At 70.0% G+C, this 15,304-nt stretch carries 13 protein-coding genes; 3 read left to right on the top strand and 10 right to left on the bottom strand.

The window, feature by feature from the left end; all coding sequences use genetic code 11:
- Positions 1–85 precede the first annotated feature (85 nt).
- Positions 86–1,084, top strand: coding sequence for a LacI family DNA-binding transcriptional regulator (locus FS769_RS14190; protein ID WP_144834519.1), 999 nt, complete (start codon positions 86–88; stop codon positions 1,082–1,084).
- A gap of 134 nt (positions 1,085–1,218) precedes the next feature.
- Here FS769_RS14190 and rhaS read toward each other — a convergent pair whose 3' ends face one another.
- From rhaS to FS769_RS14170, 4 genes are read right to left on the bottom strand one after another with little or no spacing between them, the layout of a single operon-like run.
- Positions 1,219–2,268, bottom strand: a complete 1,050-nt coding sequence (gene rhaS, locus FS769_RS14185) for a rhamnose ABC transporter substrate-binding protein (RefSeq protein ID WP_144834518.1) — start codon at positions 2,266–2,268, stop codon at positions 1,219–1,221.
- Positions 2,269–2,315: 47 nt separating this feature from the next.
- The gene (locus FS769_RS14180) at positions 2,316–3,380 is read right to left on the bottom strand and encodes an ABC transporter permease (RefSeq protein ID WP_144834516.1); all 1,065 of its coding nucleotides are present in this window, start codon (positions 3,378–3,380) and stop codon (positions 2,316–2,318) included.
- Positions 3,377–4,411, bottom strand: coding sequence for an ABC transporter permease (locus FS769_RS14175; protein ID WP_144834514.1), 1,035 nt, complete (start codon positions 4,409–4,411; stop codon positions 3,377–3,379). Before FS769_RS14175 ends, FS769_RS14180 begins: the two co-directional genes overlap by 4 nt.
- A gap of 52 nt (positions 4,412–4,463) precedes the next feature.
- Positions 4,464–5,996 carry a sugar ABC transporter ATP-binding protein gene (locus FS769_RS14170; protein WP_144834512.1) on the bottom strand — a complete coding sequence of 511 codons (1,533 nt, stop codon included), beginning with the start codon at positions 5,994–5,996 and terminating at the stop codon, positions 4,464–4,466.
- A gap of 143 nt (positions 5,997–6,139) precedes the next feature.
- Between FS769_RS14170 and FS769_RS14165 the strand changes: the two genes are divergently transcribed.
- Entirely contained in the window at positions 6,140–7,156 is a 1,017-nt protein-coding gene (locus FS769_RS14165; RefSeq protein WP_144834511.1) for a LacI family DNA-binding transcriptional regulator, read from the top strand.
- Between the two features lie 85 nt (positions 7,157–7,241).
- Here FS769_RS14165 and FS769_RS14160 read toward each other — a convergent pair whose 3' ends face one another.
- Positions 7,242–8,714, bottom strand: coding sequence for an MDR family MFS transporter (locus tag FS769_RS14160; RefSeq protein WP_144834510.1), 1,473 nt, complete (start codon positions 8,712–8,714; stop codon positions 7,242–7,244).
- Positions 8,715–8,786: 72 nt separating this feature from the next.
- Here FS769_RS14160 and FS769_RS14155 point away from each other — a divergent pair, with 72 nt between their 5' ends.
- Complete coding sequence (locus tag FS769_RS14155; RefSeq protein ID WP_144834509.1) at positions 8,787–9,404, top strand: TetR/AcrR family transcriptional regulator; 618 nt, start codon at positions 8,787–8,789, stop codon at positions 9,402–9,404.
- Between the two features lie 261 nt (positions 9,405–9,665).
- Here the strand turns inward: FS769_RS14155 and FS769_RS14150 are convergent, their stop codons facing one another.
- The 5 genes from FS769_RS14150 to FS769_RS14130 form a co-directional block, all read right to left on the bottom strand.
- On the bottom strand, positions 9,666–10,301 hold the full coding sequence (locus FS769_RS14150) for a hypothetical protein (protein ID WP_144834508.1): 636 nt from the start codon (positions 10,299–10,301) through the stop codon (positions 9,666–9,668).
- Positions 10,302–10,369: 68 nt separating this feature from the next.
- Positions 10,370–11,215, bottom strand: a complete 846-nt coding sequence (locus tag FS769_RS14145) for a transglutaminase family protein (protein WP_144834507.1) — start codon at positions 11,213–11,215, stop codon at positions 10,370–10,372.
- Complete coding sequence (locus tag FS769_RS14140) at positions 11,212–12,144, bottom strand: alpha-E domain-containing protein (protein WP_144834506.1); 933 nt, start codon at positions 12,142–12,144, stop codon at positions 11,212–11,214. Before FS769_RS14140 ends, FS769_RS14145 begins: the two co-directional genes overlap by 4 nt.
- A complete protein-coding gene (locus tag FS769_RS14135; RefSeq protein ID WP_144834505.1) occupies positions 12,138–13,868 on the bottom strand; it encodes a circularly permuted type 2 ATP-grasp protein in 1,731 nt (576 codons plus the stop codon). The genes FS769_RS14140 and FS769_RS14135 overlap by 7 nt, the downstream gene beginning before the upstream one ends.
- 243 nt (positions 13,869–14,111) lie before the next feature.
- Positions 14,112–15,293, bottom strand: a complete 1,182-nt coding sequence (locus FS769_RS14130) for a zinc-dependent alcohol dehydrogenase (protein ID WP_144834504.1) — start codon at positions 15,291–15,293, stop codon at positions 14,112–14,114.
- Positions 15,294–15,304: the final 11 nt, after the last annotated feature.

The following is a 15,304-nucleotide window of genomic DNA, read 5'->3' as shown; positions in this document are numbered from 1 at the left end:
CGGGTCGCGCCGCGCCCCTCCCCGAAGGCCCGCCGGGCGCCTGCGATATCGTCGGTCAGAACTCCCGGGAAAGGCACGGTCGTCGATGGCGGTCAAGATCAAAGACGTCGCAGCCCACGCCGGCGTCTCGGTGGGCACCGTCTCGAACGTGCTCAACGGCCGCGAGACGGTCTCTCCCGCCGCCGCCGAACGAGTGCGCGCCGCGATCGACGCGCTCGGCTACGTGCGCAACGACGCCGCACGCCAGCTGCGCGCCGGACGCAGCCGCAGCATCGCCCTCATCGTGCTCGACGTCGGCAACCCGTTCTTCGCCGCCGTCGCCCGCGGCGCCGAGGCCCGCGCCGCCGAAGACGGCTACGTCGTGCTGCTCGGCTCCAGCGGTGCCGACGCCGACCACGAGCGCCTCTACCTCGACCAGTTCCGCGAGCAACGCGTCGCCGGCGTCCTGCTCACCCCGGCCGTTCCCGAGGGAGACGTCGTGCAGCACCTCGCGAGCGCTGGCGTTCCGCTCGTGCTGGTGGATGAGCAGACCGAGTCGGATGCCGCGTGCACGGTGTCGGTCGACGACGTCGAGGGCGGCCACCTGGCCGTCGCCCACCTGCTGGCGCAGGGGCGCAGCCGCATCGCCGTGGTCGCCGGTCCCTTGACCACCCGCCAGGTGGCCGATCGCCTCGAGGGTGCACGCCGCGCCGTCGCCGAGGTCGACGGGGCCAGCCTCGAGGTCATCGAGACCGATGCCATGACGGTGCTGGCCGGCCGCGCCGCCGGCGAAGCGCTGCGCGAGCGCGACGACCGCCCCGACGCGGTCTTCGCCGCCAACGACCTGCTCGCCGTCGGCCTGTTGCAGGCGCTGACGATGCTCGGCGGCATCCGCGTTCCCGACGACATCGCGCTCGTCGGCTACGACGACATCGACTTCGCCGCGGCCACGGTCGTGCCCCTGACCTCGGTCCGCCAGCCGGCCGAAGAGCTCGGCGCCACGGCCGTCGACCTGCTGCTGCGCCAGCTCGACGGCGAACTCGACCCGGCCGAGCGGCAGGTGCGCTTCCGCCCCGAGCTCGTGGTGCGGGCCTCGAGCGGCTGACGCGACCGTCGCGGGGTCGCCCTCCGGTACGCGCGACGCGACCGGGGCAGGATCGGCCTGCGTGCGGCGCAACCGGTGACGCGCAGAGGCCCCGACCGTCTCGATGACGGCCGGGGCCCCTGCGTGGCGATCGATCAGAAGTCGAAGTCGCCGATGTTCTCCTTGGTGAAGACGAACGGGTCGCCGAGCAGCACGGTGGCGTCCGCCCCGACCGTGAAGGTGCCGAGCTTGCCGGCCTCGAACGAGTCGCCTTCCTTGCCGGTGATGGTGCCGTCGATGAGGGCCTTGGTGGCGTAGGCGCTCAGGTAGCCGAGGTCGGCCGGGTTCCACAGCGCGAACGAGGTGATCGTGCCGTCCTGAACGTACTCCCGCAGCTGGTTCGGCGTGCCGAGGCCCGTGAGGGCGACCTTGCCCTTGAACTCCGAGGTCGACAGGTAGCGACCGGCGGCGGCGATGCCGACCGTGGTCGGCGACACGATGCCCTTGAGGTTCGGGTAGGTCTGCAGCAGCGCCGCGGTGCGGTCGAACGACGTCTGGTCGTCGTCATCGCCGTACACGACGTCGACGAGCTCGATGTTCGGGTGGTTCGCGGCGAGGTCGCTCTTCATGAGCTCGATCCAGGCGTTCTGGTTCGTGGCGTTGGCCGCGGCGGAGAGGATCGCGACCTGACCGGAGTCGCCGATCTGCTCCGAGATCAGGTCGACCTGCGCCTTGGCGATGCCCTCGGCGGTGGCCTGGTTGATGAAGAGGTCGCGGCACTTGGCGTCGGTGTCGGAGTCGAAGGTGACGACCTTGACGCCGGCGCTGCGCGCCTCGTCGAGCGCGTCGCAGATGGCCGACGGGTCGTTGGCCGAGATGACCAGGCCGCCCACGCCCTGCTGGGCCGCGGTCTGGATGTACTGCACCTGCGACGTCGGGGTCGCCTCGCTCGGGCCGACCTGCTCGAAGGTGCCGCCGAACTCGGTGATGGCCTCTTCGCCGCCCTTGTTCGAGGTCTCGAAGTAGGGGTTGCCCAGGTTCTTGGGCAGGAAGGTGATGGCGAGGTTGCCGCCGTCGCCACCGCCGTCACCGCCGGCGCTTCCTCCGGCGCTGCCGCCGGAGCAGCCGGTGGCGACGAGCGTGACCGCCAGGGCCAGGGCGGCGGCTGCGGTGCCGACGCGGGTCTTGCGTGTGAATGCGAACATCGTTGTTTCCTTTCAGGGGACAGATGGTGGTGCGAGTGGGGTGCGGGTCAGTCGGTCGACGTCGGGGTGGCGGAGCGCGCGCCCCTCCTGCGGCCGATCGCGGCGACCCGTCGGGCCTGCAACGCGGCGAGGAGGCTGGCGGACACCACCGAGAGCACGAGCAGCAGTCCGGTGATGACGTTGATGATGTCGCTCGTCACGCCGGCGAGGCGGAGCGCGCTGCCCAGGGTGCCGATGAGCAGCACACCGGCGATGACGCCGTGCAGGGCGCCGCGGCCACCGAAGATCGACACTCCGCCCAGCAGCACGGCGGCGATCACCTGCAGTTCCATGCCCATCGCGTTCTCACCGCGGGCGTTGCTGTAGAGCAGGGTGAAGTACACGCCGGCGAAGCCCGATACGGCTCCGCTCATCACGAAGAGCACGAACTTGGTGCGGCCGACGTCGATGCCCGAGAACTGCGCCGCCTCTTTGTTCAGGCCGATCGCGTACAGCGAGCGACCGAAGGGCGTGAGGTGCAGCAGCACCGCGAACACGATCGCCAGCCCCGCGAACGGGATCATGATGAGCGGCAGCGGCGTGCCGGGGATGTTGGCCTTGGCCAGGTCGGTCCACGTTTCGGGGAACTCCGTGACGGCCTCGGTCCCGAGCAGCCCCACCGCGATTCCGCGGAACAGTGCGAGCGTGCCGATGGTGACGGCGAGCGAGGGCAGGCCGACGACGGTGACGAGGAATCCGTTGACGGCCCCTGCGACGACGCCGACGACGATCGCCGCGAGGCCCGCGAGCTCGAACGGCCACCCCGCCTGGGTGAGAACGCCGACGGTGACGCTCGACAGGCCGACGATGCTCGCGACCGAGAGGTCGATCTCCTCGGTGATGATGATGAGGGTCATCGGCAGCGCGATCAACAGAATCGGTGCGATGTCGCGCAGCAGATAGGTGACCGTCAGGGGGCTGTCGAAGTTGCGGACGGTCGCCAGCGACACGACGATCACCAGCAGCAGGATGCCGATGATCGCGGCCTCGCGCGTGAGTACGGCACGGCGCCAGAACGGTCGGGCGTGCGCGCGGTAGGTCCGGGCGCGTTCGTCGACGGTGGTGGAGGTCATCGACCCGTCTCCCTCTCTGCGGTGAGCTTGCGCGACTGGCGGACGGCCAGCACGCGGTCGAGCACGATGGCGCCGAGGATCAGCGCGCCGACCACCGCCCGCTGCCAGAAGTCATCGATGCCGAGGATCGGCAGGGCGCGGTTGATGGTCAGCAGCAGGTAAGCGCCGATGGCCGCGCCCCAGACCGTGCCCACGCCGCCCGAGATGGCGACGCCGCCGATGACGGCCGCGCCGATCGCCTGCAGTTCCCAGCCGAACCCGGCGTTCGAGGCGACGGTGCCATAGCGCGCGGCGTAGAGCACACCGGCCAGGCCCGCCAGGGCCCCGCTGGTGACGAAGGCTCCGATGATGCGGCGGTTGACCTTGAGGCCGTAGAGGTGGGCGGCGGCCGGGTCGGAACCGATCGCATACAGCTCGCGTCCGCTGCGGAGGTTGCGCAGATACCAGGCGGCGGCGATGAGCACGACGACGGCGAGGATCGTCAGCAGCGGGATGCCGAGCACCTGGCCCGTGCCGAGGTCGCGGAAGCTGCCGGGCAGGTCGGAGGCGTTGACGCGGTTGCTGCCGGCCCACGCGACGTTGATCCCGCGGTAGATGTACATCGTGCCCAGCGTGATGACGAGGGCGGGCACCTTGGCGTAGGCGACGAGGGCACCGTTGACGAAGCCCAGGATGCCGCCGACCACGATGCCGGCGATGAAGACGACGACGAGGGGAATACCCGGCACGTCGATGAACAGCCGACCGGTCAGGTAGGCCGTCAGCCCGACGACCGAACCGACCGAGAGGTCGACGTTGCGCGTGATGATGACGATCGCCTGTCCCACGGCGACCAGCAGCAGCAGCGACGGGGTGAGCAGCAGGTCGCGGAAGCCGTCGGACGAGAACAGGAACGTCGGGTTGTTGAGCGTCGCGACGACGATGATCAGCACCAGAGCGAGCACGATGCCGCTCTCGCGCGCCGTGGCGACGTGCGAGACGAGCTTCGCGGCGGGACTGGTGCCCGGGCGGACAGGGGTGGCGGTGCTCATCGGAGGCCCTCCGCTTCAGGGGTGGACGGGGTGAGCAGCTGACGCGACGCGATCACAGGGAGGCCCCCGCTTCGGCGGTCGCGGCGTACATGACGGCCTCGGGAGTGGCATCCGCTCGCGCGAATTCACCGGTGAGGCGTCCTTCGCGCATGACGAGCACCCGGTCGGCCATGCCGAGCACCTCGGGCAGCTCGCTCGAGATCATGAGGATCGCGAGGCCCTGCTGCGCGAGTTCGGAGAGAAGGCGGTGCACCTCGGACTTGGTCCCCACGTCGATCCCGCGGGTGGGCTCGTCGACGATCAGCACCTTGGGCTCGGTGGCGAGCCACTTGCCGATGACGACCTTCTGCTGATTGCCGCCGCTGAGGGTGCCGGTCGTGGCGTCGAGCGCCGCGGTCTTGACCTCGAGGCGACTCGCCCATTCGCGGGCGGCGCGGTTCTCGTCGGCCGCGCGCAGAAGGCCCCAGCGCGACAGCTTGGCCCGGATGGCGAGGGTGATGTTGCGCGAGACGCCCTCGTCGAGCACGAGTCCCTGCTTGCGTCGGTCCTCCGGGACCAGAGCGAGGCCGCGCGCGGTGGCGCGACGCACGTCGCCCTTCGGCAGCACGGCCCCGTTCAGCCGGACGGTGCCCGTTTCGTACGAGTCGACGCCGAAGATCGCTCGGGCGACCTCGCTGCGTCCCGCCCCGACGAGGCCGGCGAGGCCGACAATCTCGCCCGCGCGGAGCGAGAACGACACGTCGCGGAACACGCCCTTGCGCGTGAGCCCGTCGACTTCGAGCACCGCGTCTCCGGGAGTGGAGGGGAGCTTGGGGAAGAGCTCGGTGACATCACGGCCGACCATCTGGCGCACGAGGTCGTCGACGGTCGTGTCCGCCAGCGGCGTGGTGTGGACGTACGCCCCGTCGCGCATGACGGTGACGGTGTCGCACAGGGCGAAGACCTCGTCGAAGCGGTGCGAGATGAACAGCAGCGCGCGGCCCTCGTCGCGCAGGCTGCGCGCCACCGCGAACAGCCGCTCGACCTCGACGCCACTGAGGGCCGCCGTCGGCTCGTCCATGATCAACACGCGCGCGTCGAGCGAGATGGCCTTGGCGATCTCGATGATCTGCTGGTCGGCGATCGACAGGCCCTCGGTCACCCGGTCGGGGTCGAGCGCGACGCCGAGACGCTGGAAGATCTGCGTCGCCTCTTCACGCATGGCCGCACGGTCGATGCGTCCGAGGCGACCGGTGGGCTGGCGCCCCATGAAGATGTTCTCGGTCACCGACAGGTCGGGGAAGAGCGTGGGCTCCTGGTAGATGACGGCGATGCCGGCGGCCTTGGACTGCGCCGTGCTGGCGAAGTCGACGCTCTCGCCGTCGAGAAAGAAGTCGCCGTCGTCGCGGCGGTACAGGCCCGCGATGATCTTGACGAGCGTGGACTTGCCCGCGCCGTTCTCGCCGATCAGGGCGTGGATCGAACCGCGATCGAGCACGAGGCTCCCCGACCGGAGGGCGACCACCGGGCCGAACGACTTCATCACGCGCCGGAGTTCGAGGGCGTGATCGGGCGTGGCGGGTGTCGCGGCCATCGCGTCAGCCATGCTGCCTCCTCGTTGAGGGTGGAGCCGGTTGCCCGGCGCAATCTGAATCGTTTCAGATCGGATGCCAGTCACTGTAGGGTGATGCCGACGACGCGGTCAAGTCAGGATCGTGTCGAGACCGGATCGTGACGGGAGGAGCCGCTGTGACGGTGAGCATCCGCGACGTCGCGACCCTCGCCGGAGTCTCGGTGGGCACGGTGTCGAACGTGCTGAACAGACCGGATGCCGTGTCGGCGGCATCCGTGGAGCGTGTGAACTCCGCCATCGAAACCCTCGGATACGTGCGCAACGACGCCGCCCGCCAGTTGCGCGCCGGCATCAGCACGACGGTCGGTTTCGTCGCCCTCGACGGACGCAATCCGTTCTTCGCCGACGTCGTCGCCGGGGCCGAGAACGAGGCCACCAGCCGTGGACTCGCGCTCCTGCACGGCAACAGCGATGAGGACGCCGCGCGTGAGTCGCTGTACATCGACCTGTTCGAGCAGCAGATGGTGCGCGGTCTGCTGATCGCCCCGTTCGGCGACGTCACCGCGAGATTGAAGCGCCTTCGGGCCCGCGGCATCCCCTCGGTGCTGATCGACAGGTTCTCGGGCGACGGGTCGGTCTCATCGGTGTCGGTCGACAGCGTCGCCGGCGGACGTCTCGCCGCCGAGCACCTGCTCGAGCGCGGGCGCCGGCGCATCGCCTTCGTCGGCGGAGGGTTCGACATCCGCCAGGTGACCGACCGCCTCGCCGGTGCGCGCAGCGCGGTCGACAACAGCGAGCACACCGCCACGCTCGAAGTGGTGCCCACCCACGCGATGACGGTGGAGGAGGGCGTGTCGGCGGGGCGTCGGCTGCTCGCCCGAGAGCGTCGCGATCGCCCCGACGCGGTGTTCGCCGCGAACGACCTTCTCGCCCTCGGCCTGCTGCAGAGCCTGGTCGTCGACGGCCGCATGCTCGTGCCGCACGAGATCGCGGTGGTGGGTTTCGACGACATCTCGTTCGCCGCGGCGGCCGCCGTGCCCCTGACGTCCGTCCGTCAGCCGAGCGCCCTCATCGGCGGTACCGCCATGAGGATCCTGCTCGACGAGGCTCTCGACCCCGACCGCCCGACGCGCCAGACGGTCTTCTCTCCGCAGCTCATCGCGCGGGCGTCGACGAGCGGCGGAATGCCGTGATCCGGGTCGATTCCTGAATCGATTCAAGCCCTTCTGCCCCACGACCACCCGGCGGGCACCGCATCGCGGCACCCACCGGCGGGCGTCAGTGCGCCGGCATCCCCTCGACGCCGTCGACCTGCTTCGGGGTCCGCACGAACGCCGCGAGCACGATCACCGCGAGCGAGAGGCACGCCGCGACGAAGAAGGCGGTGTGGATGCCGGAGGCCGTGGCATCCACCATCGACACTCCCTCGTTCGCCACCGCTCCCGCGGCACCGACCGTCATCAACGTCACGAACACCGCGGTGCCGATGGCCCCCGCGAGCTGCTGCACGGTCGACACGATCGCGGATCCGTGCGGGTACAGCGCCGGCGGCAACGAACCGAGGGCCGAGGTCATGAGGGGTGTGAACATGAACGCCAGACCCAGGCTCAACACGCAGTGTACGGCGATGACGAACCCGATCGGCGTGGTCGATGACAGCGTGGCGAAGCCCCACAGGGCGACGCTGGCGACGACGGCGCCCGGGAGCACCAACGGGCGCGCCCCGAAGCGGTCGAAGAGGTTGCCGACGAGGGGCGCCATGAGACCCATGAGCAGACCACCCGGCAGCAGCATGAGCCCGGTGGGCAGGGTGCCGAGACCGAGCACGTTCTGCAGGTAGAGCGGCAGCAGGATGAGCACGCCGAAGAGCGTCGTCATCGCCACGACCACGAGGATCACCGCGACGGTGAAGCTCGAGTGCCGGAACACCCCGAGGTTCAGCAGCACGCGATCGGTCGAGCCGAGGCGCAGCTGCCGCACGACGAAGGCGGCGAGGGCCACGGCTCCGACGACGAGGGGGATCCACACGGGGACGAGCGCGTGACCGCCGGCGGCCTCGCCGATGCTCGAGAGCCCGAAGATCAGGCCGCCGAAGGCGAGGGCCGACAGCACGACCGACACGACGTCGAGGGTCACGCGACGCGTCTCGGTGAGGTTCTGCACCCAGCGCGCGCCGAGGGCGATCGCGATCAGGGCGATCGGGATCATCACGATGAACATCGCGCGCCACGGGAAGACCGACAGGATCAAGCCCGACACGGTCGGGCCGACGGCAGGCGCCACCGAGATGACGATCGAGATGAGTCCCATCATGCGTCCGCGGCGGTTCGCCGGCACGACGTTGAGCACGGTGGTGAACAGCAGCGGGATCATGATCGCGGTGCCCGAGGCCTGCACGATGCGCCCGAGCAGCAGCACCCCGAAGCCCGGGGCGACCGCGGCGATGAGCGTGCCGAGGGTGAACAGCCCCATCGCGGCGAAGAACAATCCGCGCAGCGGGAAGCGCTGGATGAGGAAGCCCGTGGTGGGGATGACGACGGCCATCGTGAGCAGGAACGCGGTGGTGAGCCACTGAGCGGTGGCGGCGGCGATGTCGAGCTCGCGCATGAGCTCGGGCAGAGCGACGCCCATGATCGTCTCGTTGAGGATGACGACGAACGCGGCGACGACGAGCAGGGCGATGACCGCCCCGGGGCGCGCGGCGGGGCGCGACGACGGGGCGGCGGTGGGGAGTGTTCCGGTGGAGACCATGGGCGACCAATCTAAGCAGGCGGGGCCATATTGGCAGTCACTGCCAACACGACATCGACTACTGTAGCCGATATGACCGTCCCGGATGCACCCGTCGAGGCACTTCGCGACCGACGACGCCGAGAGACGTCGATCGAGATCTGCGCCGCGGCCCTCGACCTCTTCGAAGCCAAAGGGGTGCACGGCACCACGGTCGATGAGATCGCCGCGCGCGCCGGGGTCTCGCCGCGCACCTTCTTCCGCCTCGCGGGCACGAAGGAAGACGCGGTGTTCATCGACGACGGGCGCTTCGCCGACGCCCTGGCCGGAGTCGCCGACGTCGGCGACGACATCCGCGCGCTCCTCTCAGCGCTCCGCGAGGTCTTCGCCCGCGAGCTGGAGCTGCTCGACGCCGACGCACAGGCGCGCGAGCGCTACCTGCGGGTGCGCCGACTCATCGCCCACGAGCCGTCTCTCCTCGGCGCCGCGGTGCGTCGCGAGGTCACCTCGGCCGACCGCTTCGTTCCCGAGCTCGCCGAGCGGATCGGGCTCGTCGAGCTCGACGTGCGCACGGCGCTGGGCATCGCGGGGCTCGAGATGCGCACCACCCTCGACGAGTGGGCGCGCCTGCACGACCAGGGGCAGACGCGAACGCTCGTCGACCTGCACCGCGACGTGCAGAGCAGGCTCACCCGCGCCGCCGGGGCCTAGAGCTCTGGTCTCGGATCGAGCCTCGAGGGCACGGGCCGCGTCTTCCACGGCGGCAGCAACGACAGCCGCAGCCTCGTGCGGGGCGACCGTGACGACGCACTGATGCCCCAGCGACCGTTCCCACTCCGTGGGTGTCGGGAACTCGACGAAGCTGATGCTCGACGCACTGCATCGACACCGAAAACCGCTTGTACCGCGAGCCGCTCCGCTTCGTCCAGGATGCCCGGGGTCGACTCCATCCCCGCGGGCGCCGAGCGCCGCTCAGCCATGCACGTGCCGCAAGCGTTCCAGGGCGGCACGTGCGGCCGTACTCGGCCGCACGGCACGCGCCAACACGTCTGCGTAGTCCTCGACTTCCACCACGACCATGAGGTTCTCTATCGCCTGTCCGATCTCCTTCGCGAGCCCGTCGACGGGCCTGCGCGAGACGAGATCGAACAAGGTCTGCGCCTTCGTCGCCACCAGCCCTTGCCCGAGGCTCATGCGCTCGAGAACGAGATCGAGCAGATCGAGAGGACGCGGAACGAGTTGGACCGCTCCCCCCTGATCCAGCTCGACGACAGCGCGCTTCCCCCGGTCCACGGCGACCGTCGCCACGCCGATCGCTCGAGGCAGGACGCCCCAGTGGCGTGCCGCGCTGACGCCCATGAGAGCCGCGGATCGTTCACCGGCGCGGGCCGAGGCGATGGCGAGCGCGGTCGACTCGAGCGACGGCCGCCAGAGACGCCCGTCTTCACCGTCGGGCGGCGCCGTGTAGATGCCGTGTCCCAGGCGCAGCAATGCGCCACGATCGGTGAGACTTTCGACCGCCCGCCACATGTTCTGCACGAACGGGGGAACGTCCTTCAACCGGACCGTTCGCAGCGGAGAAGCGGCGACAGACCGGACGATGTCCACATCTGAGCCCATGAGCACCCCCAACACCCTCATGTATACGTCTGGCGTATATTTCAGGGGCCTGGAGCTCAGGTCTCGCGCGTGATCGTGACCCTCACCTTGAGGTTGCTCTTGCCGGGGCCGGCATAGACGCCGCGCAGCGGCGGCACGTCGTTGTAGTCGCGCCCGCGACCGACGAGCACGTGGCGGTCGCCGATCTCGATGTTGTTCGTGGGGTCGAAGCCCTGCCAGTCGCCCGCGAACCACTCCACCCAGGCGTGCGACTCACCCGTGACGGCTTCGCCCACCTCGGCGGAGGGCTTCGGGTGCAGGTAACCCGAGACGTAGCGCGCCGGGATGCCGACCTCGCGCAGAGCGCCGATCGCGATGTGCGCGATGTCCTGGCACACGCCCTTGCGGGCCTCCCACGCGTCGATGGCCGTGGAGGTCACGCCGGTGACGCCCTGCATGTAGTCGATCGCGTCGCCGATCGCCTCGGCGATCGCGTGGGCCGCGGGACCCGGGCGATCGTGCTGCGCCGCGATCGAGCGGGCGAGCTCGGCCACCTCGGGGTGGGGCGCCGTGCGCCTCGTCTGCGTCAACTGCTCGACGGTCGAGATCGACCGCCCCGCCTCGGCGGCCAGTTGCTCCCAGGTGATGTCGGCGTGCTCGATCGGCCGCGGGCGCACCTCGATGAGCGAGCGCGCGGTGATCGTCAGCGACGAATGCGGCGACAGCACGTCGAACGCCGCGACGCGCGTGCCGAAGTAGTCGACGTACTGGTTCACCGAGGTCGAGGGCTCGATGTCGAGCGACGAGCTCAGCACGAACTGACTGTCGGTGGAGTGCGGCAGCATGCGCGCCTCGTTGTACGACGCGACGACGTCGCCGGGGTAGACGAACCCGGTCTGGTGCTCGATGCGCAGGCGTTTCACGAGATTTCTCCGATCCACGACGGTTCAGCCTGCGTCGGGAAGAAGCGCGAACGGATCGCCTCCGACGCCTCGCGCGTGACCGTCTGCACGCGCTGCATGTGCTCGGGGAGCTCGGCGAGGATGTCGCTGATCGGGCGGTACTCCAGATCGTTGCGGATCTGCCCGAGGGCGCGCAGCACCGTGTTGGAGTGACCGACGCGGTCGGCGCGCGGGTCGATCGCGCTCATGCAGTCTTCGGCCCGCTGGATCGAGTAGATGATCGAGCGCGGGAAGAGGCGGTCGAGCAGCAGGAACTCCGCGGCGTTGCGGGCACTCGGCATGCCGCGGTAGGTGCGGAGGTACGCCTCGTACGCCCCGCACGAGCGGAGGATCGTGGTCCACGACGGCCCCGATACCTCGGTCAGCGAGCGTGTCGCGAGCAGACGCGCGGTCATGTCGGTGCGCTCGATGCTGCGACCGAGCGTGAAGAACTGCCAGGCCTCGTCGCGGTTGGTCGAGGAGTCGACGATGCCGATCGCGAGCGCCGCGCGCTCACGGGTCCACTGGAAGAACTCGTGCACCTTGTCGGTCTGCAGGCGTCGCGGCATCCGCGCGTTCGTGGTGTTGAGGATCTCCCACAACTCCGTCGACACGATCTCGCGCGCGCGGCGGGCGTTCTCACGCGCGGCGGTGAGCGAGTAGGCGATGCTCGAGGGGTTCATGCGGTCGACGGCGAGACGGGCGAGCACGTCGTCGCGGCGCACGGCTTCGACGTTCTCGGGCAGGGCAGAGCCCATCACGCTGAGAAGCGATCGGCACGCGGTGTCCTCGTCGATCCACGGGTCCTCCAGCAGAAGCTGCAGGTGCACGTCGAGGATGCGGGCGGTTCCGTCGCTGCGCTCGATGTAGCGCCCGATCCAGAACAGGCTCTCTGCGATACGGCTCAGCATCCCGGAACCTCCTCGCCCTGCTCGCGCGCCTGCTGCTGCTGCTCGGCCTGCGGACCGTGCTGCACGCCGGCATCCGCCTGCTGCTGCTGCTCCTGCTGGTCGCGGTCGGGGTGCAGGTCGCGCGGTGCCGTGGCGGGCGTCGGCTGCCCGTCGTAGATGATCGGGATCGCCTCGGTGACCGCGGCCTGGTCGGCGACGAGTCCCGAGACGCCGTTGCCCTGGCCGTACTCGACGTGCGAGGGGGCCGAGCCGCCGACGATCCACGTGTCCTTCGAGCCGCCGCCCTGGCTGGAGTTGACCACGAGCTGACCCTCCGGAAGCGCCACGCGGGTCAGACCGCCGGGCAGCACCCAGATGTCGTCGCCGTCGTTGACCGCGAAGGGACGCAGGTCGGCGTGACGCGGGCGCATCCCGTCTTCGACGAGCGTCGGGATGGTCGAGAGCATGACCACGGGCTGAGCGATCCAGCCGCGGGGGTCGGCCTTGAGCCGCTTGCGCAGGGCGTCGAGCTCGGCGGGAGAGGCGTCGGGACCCACCACGAGCCCCTTGCCGCCCGAGCCGTCGACCGGCTTCACGACGAGTTCGGGCAGGCGGTCGAGCACCTCTTCGAGGGCGCCCGGATCTTCGAGCCGCCAGGTGTCGACGTTCTTCAGGATCGGCTCCTCGGCGAGGTAGTACCGGATCAGATCGGGCACGTACGTGTAGAGCAGCTTGTCGTCGGCGACGCCGTTGCCCACCGCGTTGGCGATGGTGACGTTGCCCAGGCGCGCGGCGAGCATGAGGCCGGGAGCCCCCAGCATCGAGTCGGCGCGGAACTGCAGCGGGTCGAGGAAGTCGTCGTCGACGCGGCGGTAGATCACGTCGACGCGCTGCGGGCCGCGGGTGGTGCGCATGAACACCTTGCCGCCGACGCAGAGCAGGTCGCGTCCCTCGACGAGCTCGACGCCCATCAGGCGCGCGAGCAACGTGTGCTCGAAGTACGCGGAGTTGTAGACACCCGGCGTGAGCACGACGATGTTCGGGTCGTCGATCCCGGGCGGGGCCGAGGCGCGCAGGGCGGCGAGCAACTTGTTGGGGTAGTCGCCGACGGGGCGCACGCGCATCGAGACGAACAGCTCGGGCAGCGTCTGCGCCATGACGCGGCGGTTCGAGATGACGTACGAGACGCCCGAGGGCACGCGCACGTTGTCTTCGAGCACGCGCATCTCGCCGTGCTCGTCGCGGATGAGGTCGATGCCCGACACCTGGATGCGCACGCCGTTGGCGCTGCGGATGCCGGCGGCCTGGCGGTAGAAGTACTGCGACGACGAGATGAGGCCCGCGGGCAGGATGCCGTCGCGCACGCAGTGCTGGTTGCCGTAGGCGTCGTCGAGGAACGCCTCGAGCGCGCGCACGCGCTGCTTGACACCGGCCTCGATGCGCGACCACTCGTCGTACGCGATGACCCGGGGCACGGCATCCAACGGGAACGGTCGTTCCTCGCCCGCGAAGTCGAACGTCACGCCCTGCGCGAGGTACGAACTCGCGAGCGACTCGGTGCGCCCGCGCAGTTCTTCCTGCGTCATCTGTGCGAGCGCTTGGTACAGCTCCCGGTACGCCTCGCGCGAGGGGGCGGCTTCTCCGGGACTCGCCGGAACGCCGAACATCTCGTCGAACGCCGGGATGCCGGATGCGGTCTTGCGCGGCGCCAGCGTGGAGCCGTAACCGTCGAACAGGTCACCCATGCGTCGACCTTACCCAGCGACGTGTTGCGGATACGTTTCCCACCCGCGCTCTCGCGCGCCCGTCGCGCAAGCGGAGCCGGGAACTCGCGCCCCAGGCTCCGTCGTGCGGACGCCGCGGCCGACACACCGGAGCCGGCCGCCCGACCCCCGACGTGTCGCCGCTGGACTCCGCACGACGGCGCCGCCCGCCGGGGCGCGGCCGGACGGCCACGCGGCGGCGCGCGCCCGCCGGGGCGGCACCCGTCAGGCGCCGGGGCGCAGCACGACCTTGATGCAGCCGTCTTCCTTCTTCTGGAACGTCTCGTAGAGGCCGGGCGCATCTTCCAGCGGAGCGTGGTGCGTGACCAGGTCCATGACCCCGAGCGGATCGGCGGGGTCTTCGACGAGGGGCAGCAGGTCGTCGATCCAGCGCTTGACGTTGCACTGGCCCATGCGCAGGTTCAGCTGCTTGTCGAACATCGTCTTCATGGGCAGCACGTCGGCTTCACCCGCGTAGACGCCGCTCAGCGAGACGGTGCCGCCGCGGCGCACGAGGTCGATCGAGGCGTAGACGGCGGCGAGGCGGTCGAGTCCGGCCTTGTCCATGAGCTTCTGCGCGATCGGGTCGGGCAGCAGGCCCACGGCGCTCTGCGCCAACTTGATCCCGCCGTTTCCGTGCGCCTCCATGCCGACGGCGTCGACCACGGCATCCGCCCCACGACCCTCCGTGAGGTCGAGGAGCTCGTCGACCACCGTGTCGGTGAGGTCGTACGTGAGCACGCCGTGCCGCTCGGCCATGGCGCGACGCTCGGCTTCGGGCTCGATCGCGAGCACGCGGTAGCCGAGGTGCACGCCGATGCGCGCCGCGAACTGACCGACCGGGCCGAGGCCCATCACGGCGAGCGTTCCGCCCTCGGGCACGTTGGCGTACTGCACGCCCTGCCAGGCGGTGGGCACGATGTCGCTGAGGAAGAGGTAGCGGTCGTCGGGCAGGTCGTCGCCGACGCGGATGTGGTTGTAGTCGGCGAGCGGCACGCGCAGGTACTCGGCCTGACCGCCCGGCACCTGGCCGTAGAGCTTGGTGTAGCCGAACAGGGCGGCGCCGCTGCCGTACTCGCGCACCTGCGTCGTCTCGCACTGCGACTGCAGGCCGCGGCGGCACATGAAGCAGTGCCCGCACGAGATGTTGAAGGGCACGACGATGCGGTCGCCGACGGCGAGGTTCGTTACGGCCGAGCCGACCTCGACCACGACGCCCATCGGCTCGTGTCCGAGAACGTCGCCCTTATCGATGAAGGGCCCGAACAGTTCGTACAGGTGCAGGTCGGAGCCGCAGATCGCCGTCGAGGTGATCTTCACGATCGCGTCCGTCGGTTCGAGGATCTGCGGGTCGGGGACCTCCTCGACGCTCACGTTGCGCTTGCCCTGCCAGGTCAGTGCCTTCATGGTCGTGCCTC

It is taken from the genome of Microbacterium sp. BH-3-3-3 (assembly GCF_007679045.1).
GTDB classification, from domain to species: domain Bacteria; phylum Actinomycetota; class Actinomycetes; order Actinomycetales; family Microbacteriaceae; genus Microbacterium; species Microbacterium algihabitans.
The sequence above is the reverse complement of the archived record's forward strand: the minus strand, read 5'-3'. Positions and strand labels throughout refer to the sequence as shown.

Coding starts and splice junctions, on each gene's coding strand:
- FS769_RS14170 (WP_144834512.1), bottom strand. CDS start 5,996: ATGGCTGACGCGATGGCCGCGACACCCGCCACGCCCGATCACGCCCTC.
- FS769_RS14180 (WP_144834516.1), bottom strand. CDS start 3,380: ATGACCTCCACCACCGTCGACGAACGCGCCCGGACCTACCGCGCGCAC.
- FS769_RS14160 (WP_144834510.1), bottom strand. CDS start 8,714: ATGGTCTCCACCGGAACACTCCCCACCGCCGCCCCGTCGTCGCGCCCC.
- FS769_RS14140 (WP_144834506.1), bottom strand. CDS start 12,144: ATGCTGAGCCGTATCGCAGAGAGCCTGTTCTGGATCGGGCGCTACATC.
- rhaS (WP_144834518.1), bottom strand. CDS start 2,268: ATGTTCGCATTCACACGCAAGACCCGCGTCGGCACCGCAGCCGCCGCC.
- FS769_RS14155 (WP_144834509.1), top strand. CDS start 8,787: ATGACCGTCCCGGATGCACCCGTCGAGGCACTTCGCGACCGACGACGC.
- FS769_RS14190 (WP_144834519.1), top strand. CDS start 86: ATGGCGGTCAAGATCAAAGACGTCGCAGCCCACGCCGGCGTCTCGGTG.
- FS769_RS14130 (WP_144834504.1), bottom strand. CDS start 15,293: ATGAAGGCACTGACCTGGCAGGGCAAGCGCAACGTGAGCGTCGAGGAG.
- FS769_RS14135 (WP_144834505.1), bottom strand. CDS start 13,868: ATGGGTGACCTGTTCGACGGTTACGGCTCCACGCTGGCGCCGCGCAAG.
- FS769_RS14175 (WP_144834514.1), bottom strand. CDS start 4,411: ATGAGCACCGCCACCCCTGTCCGCCCGGGCACCAGTCCCGCCGCGAAG.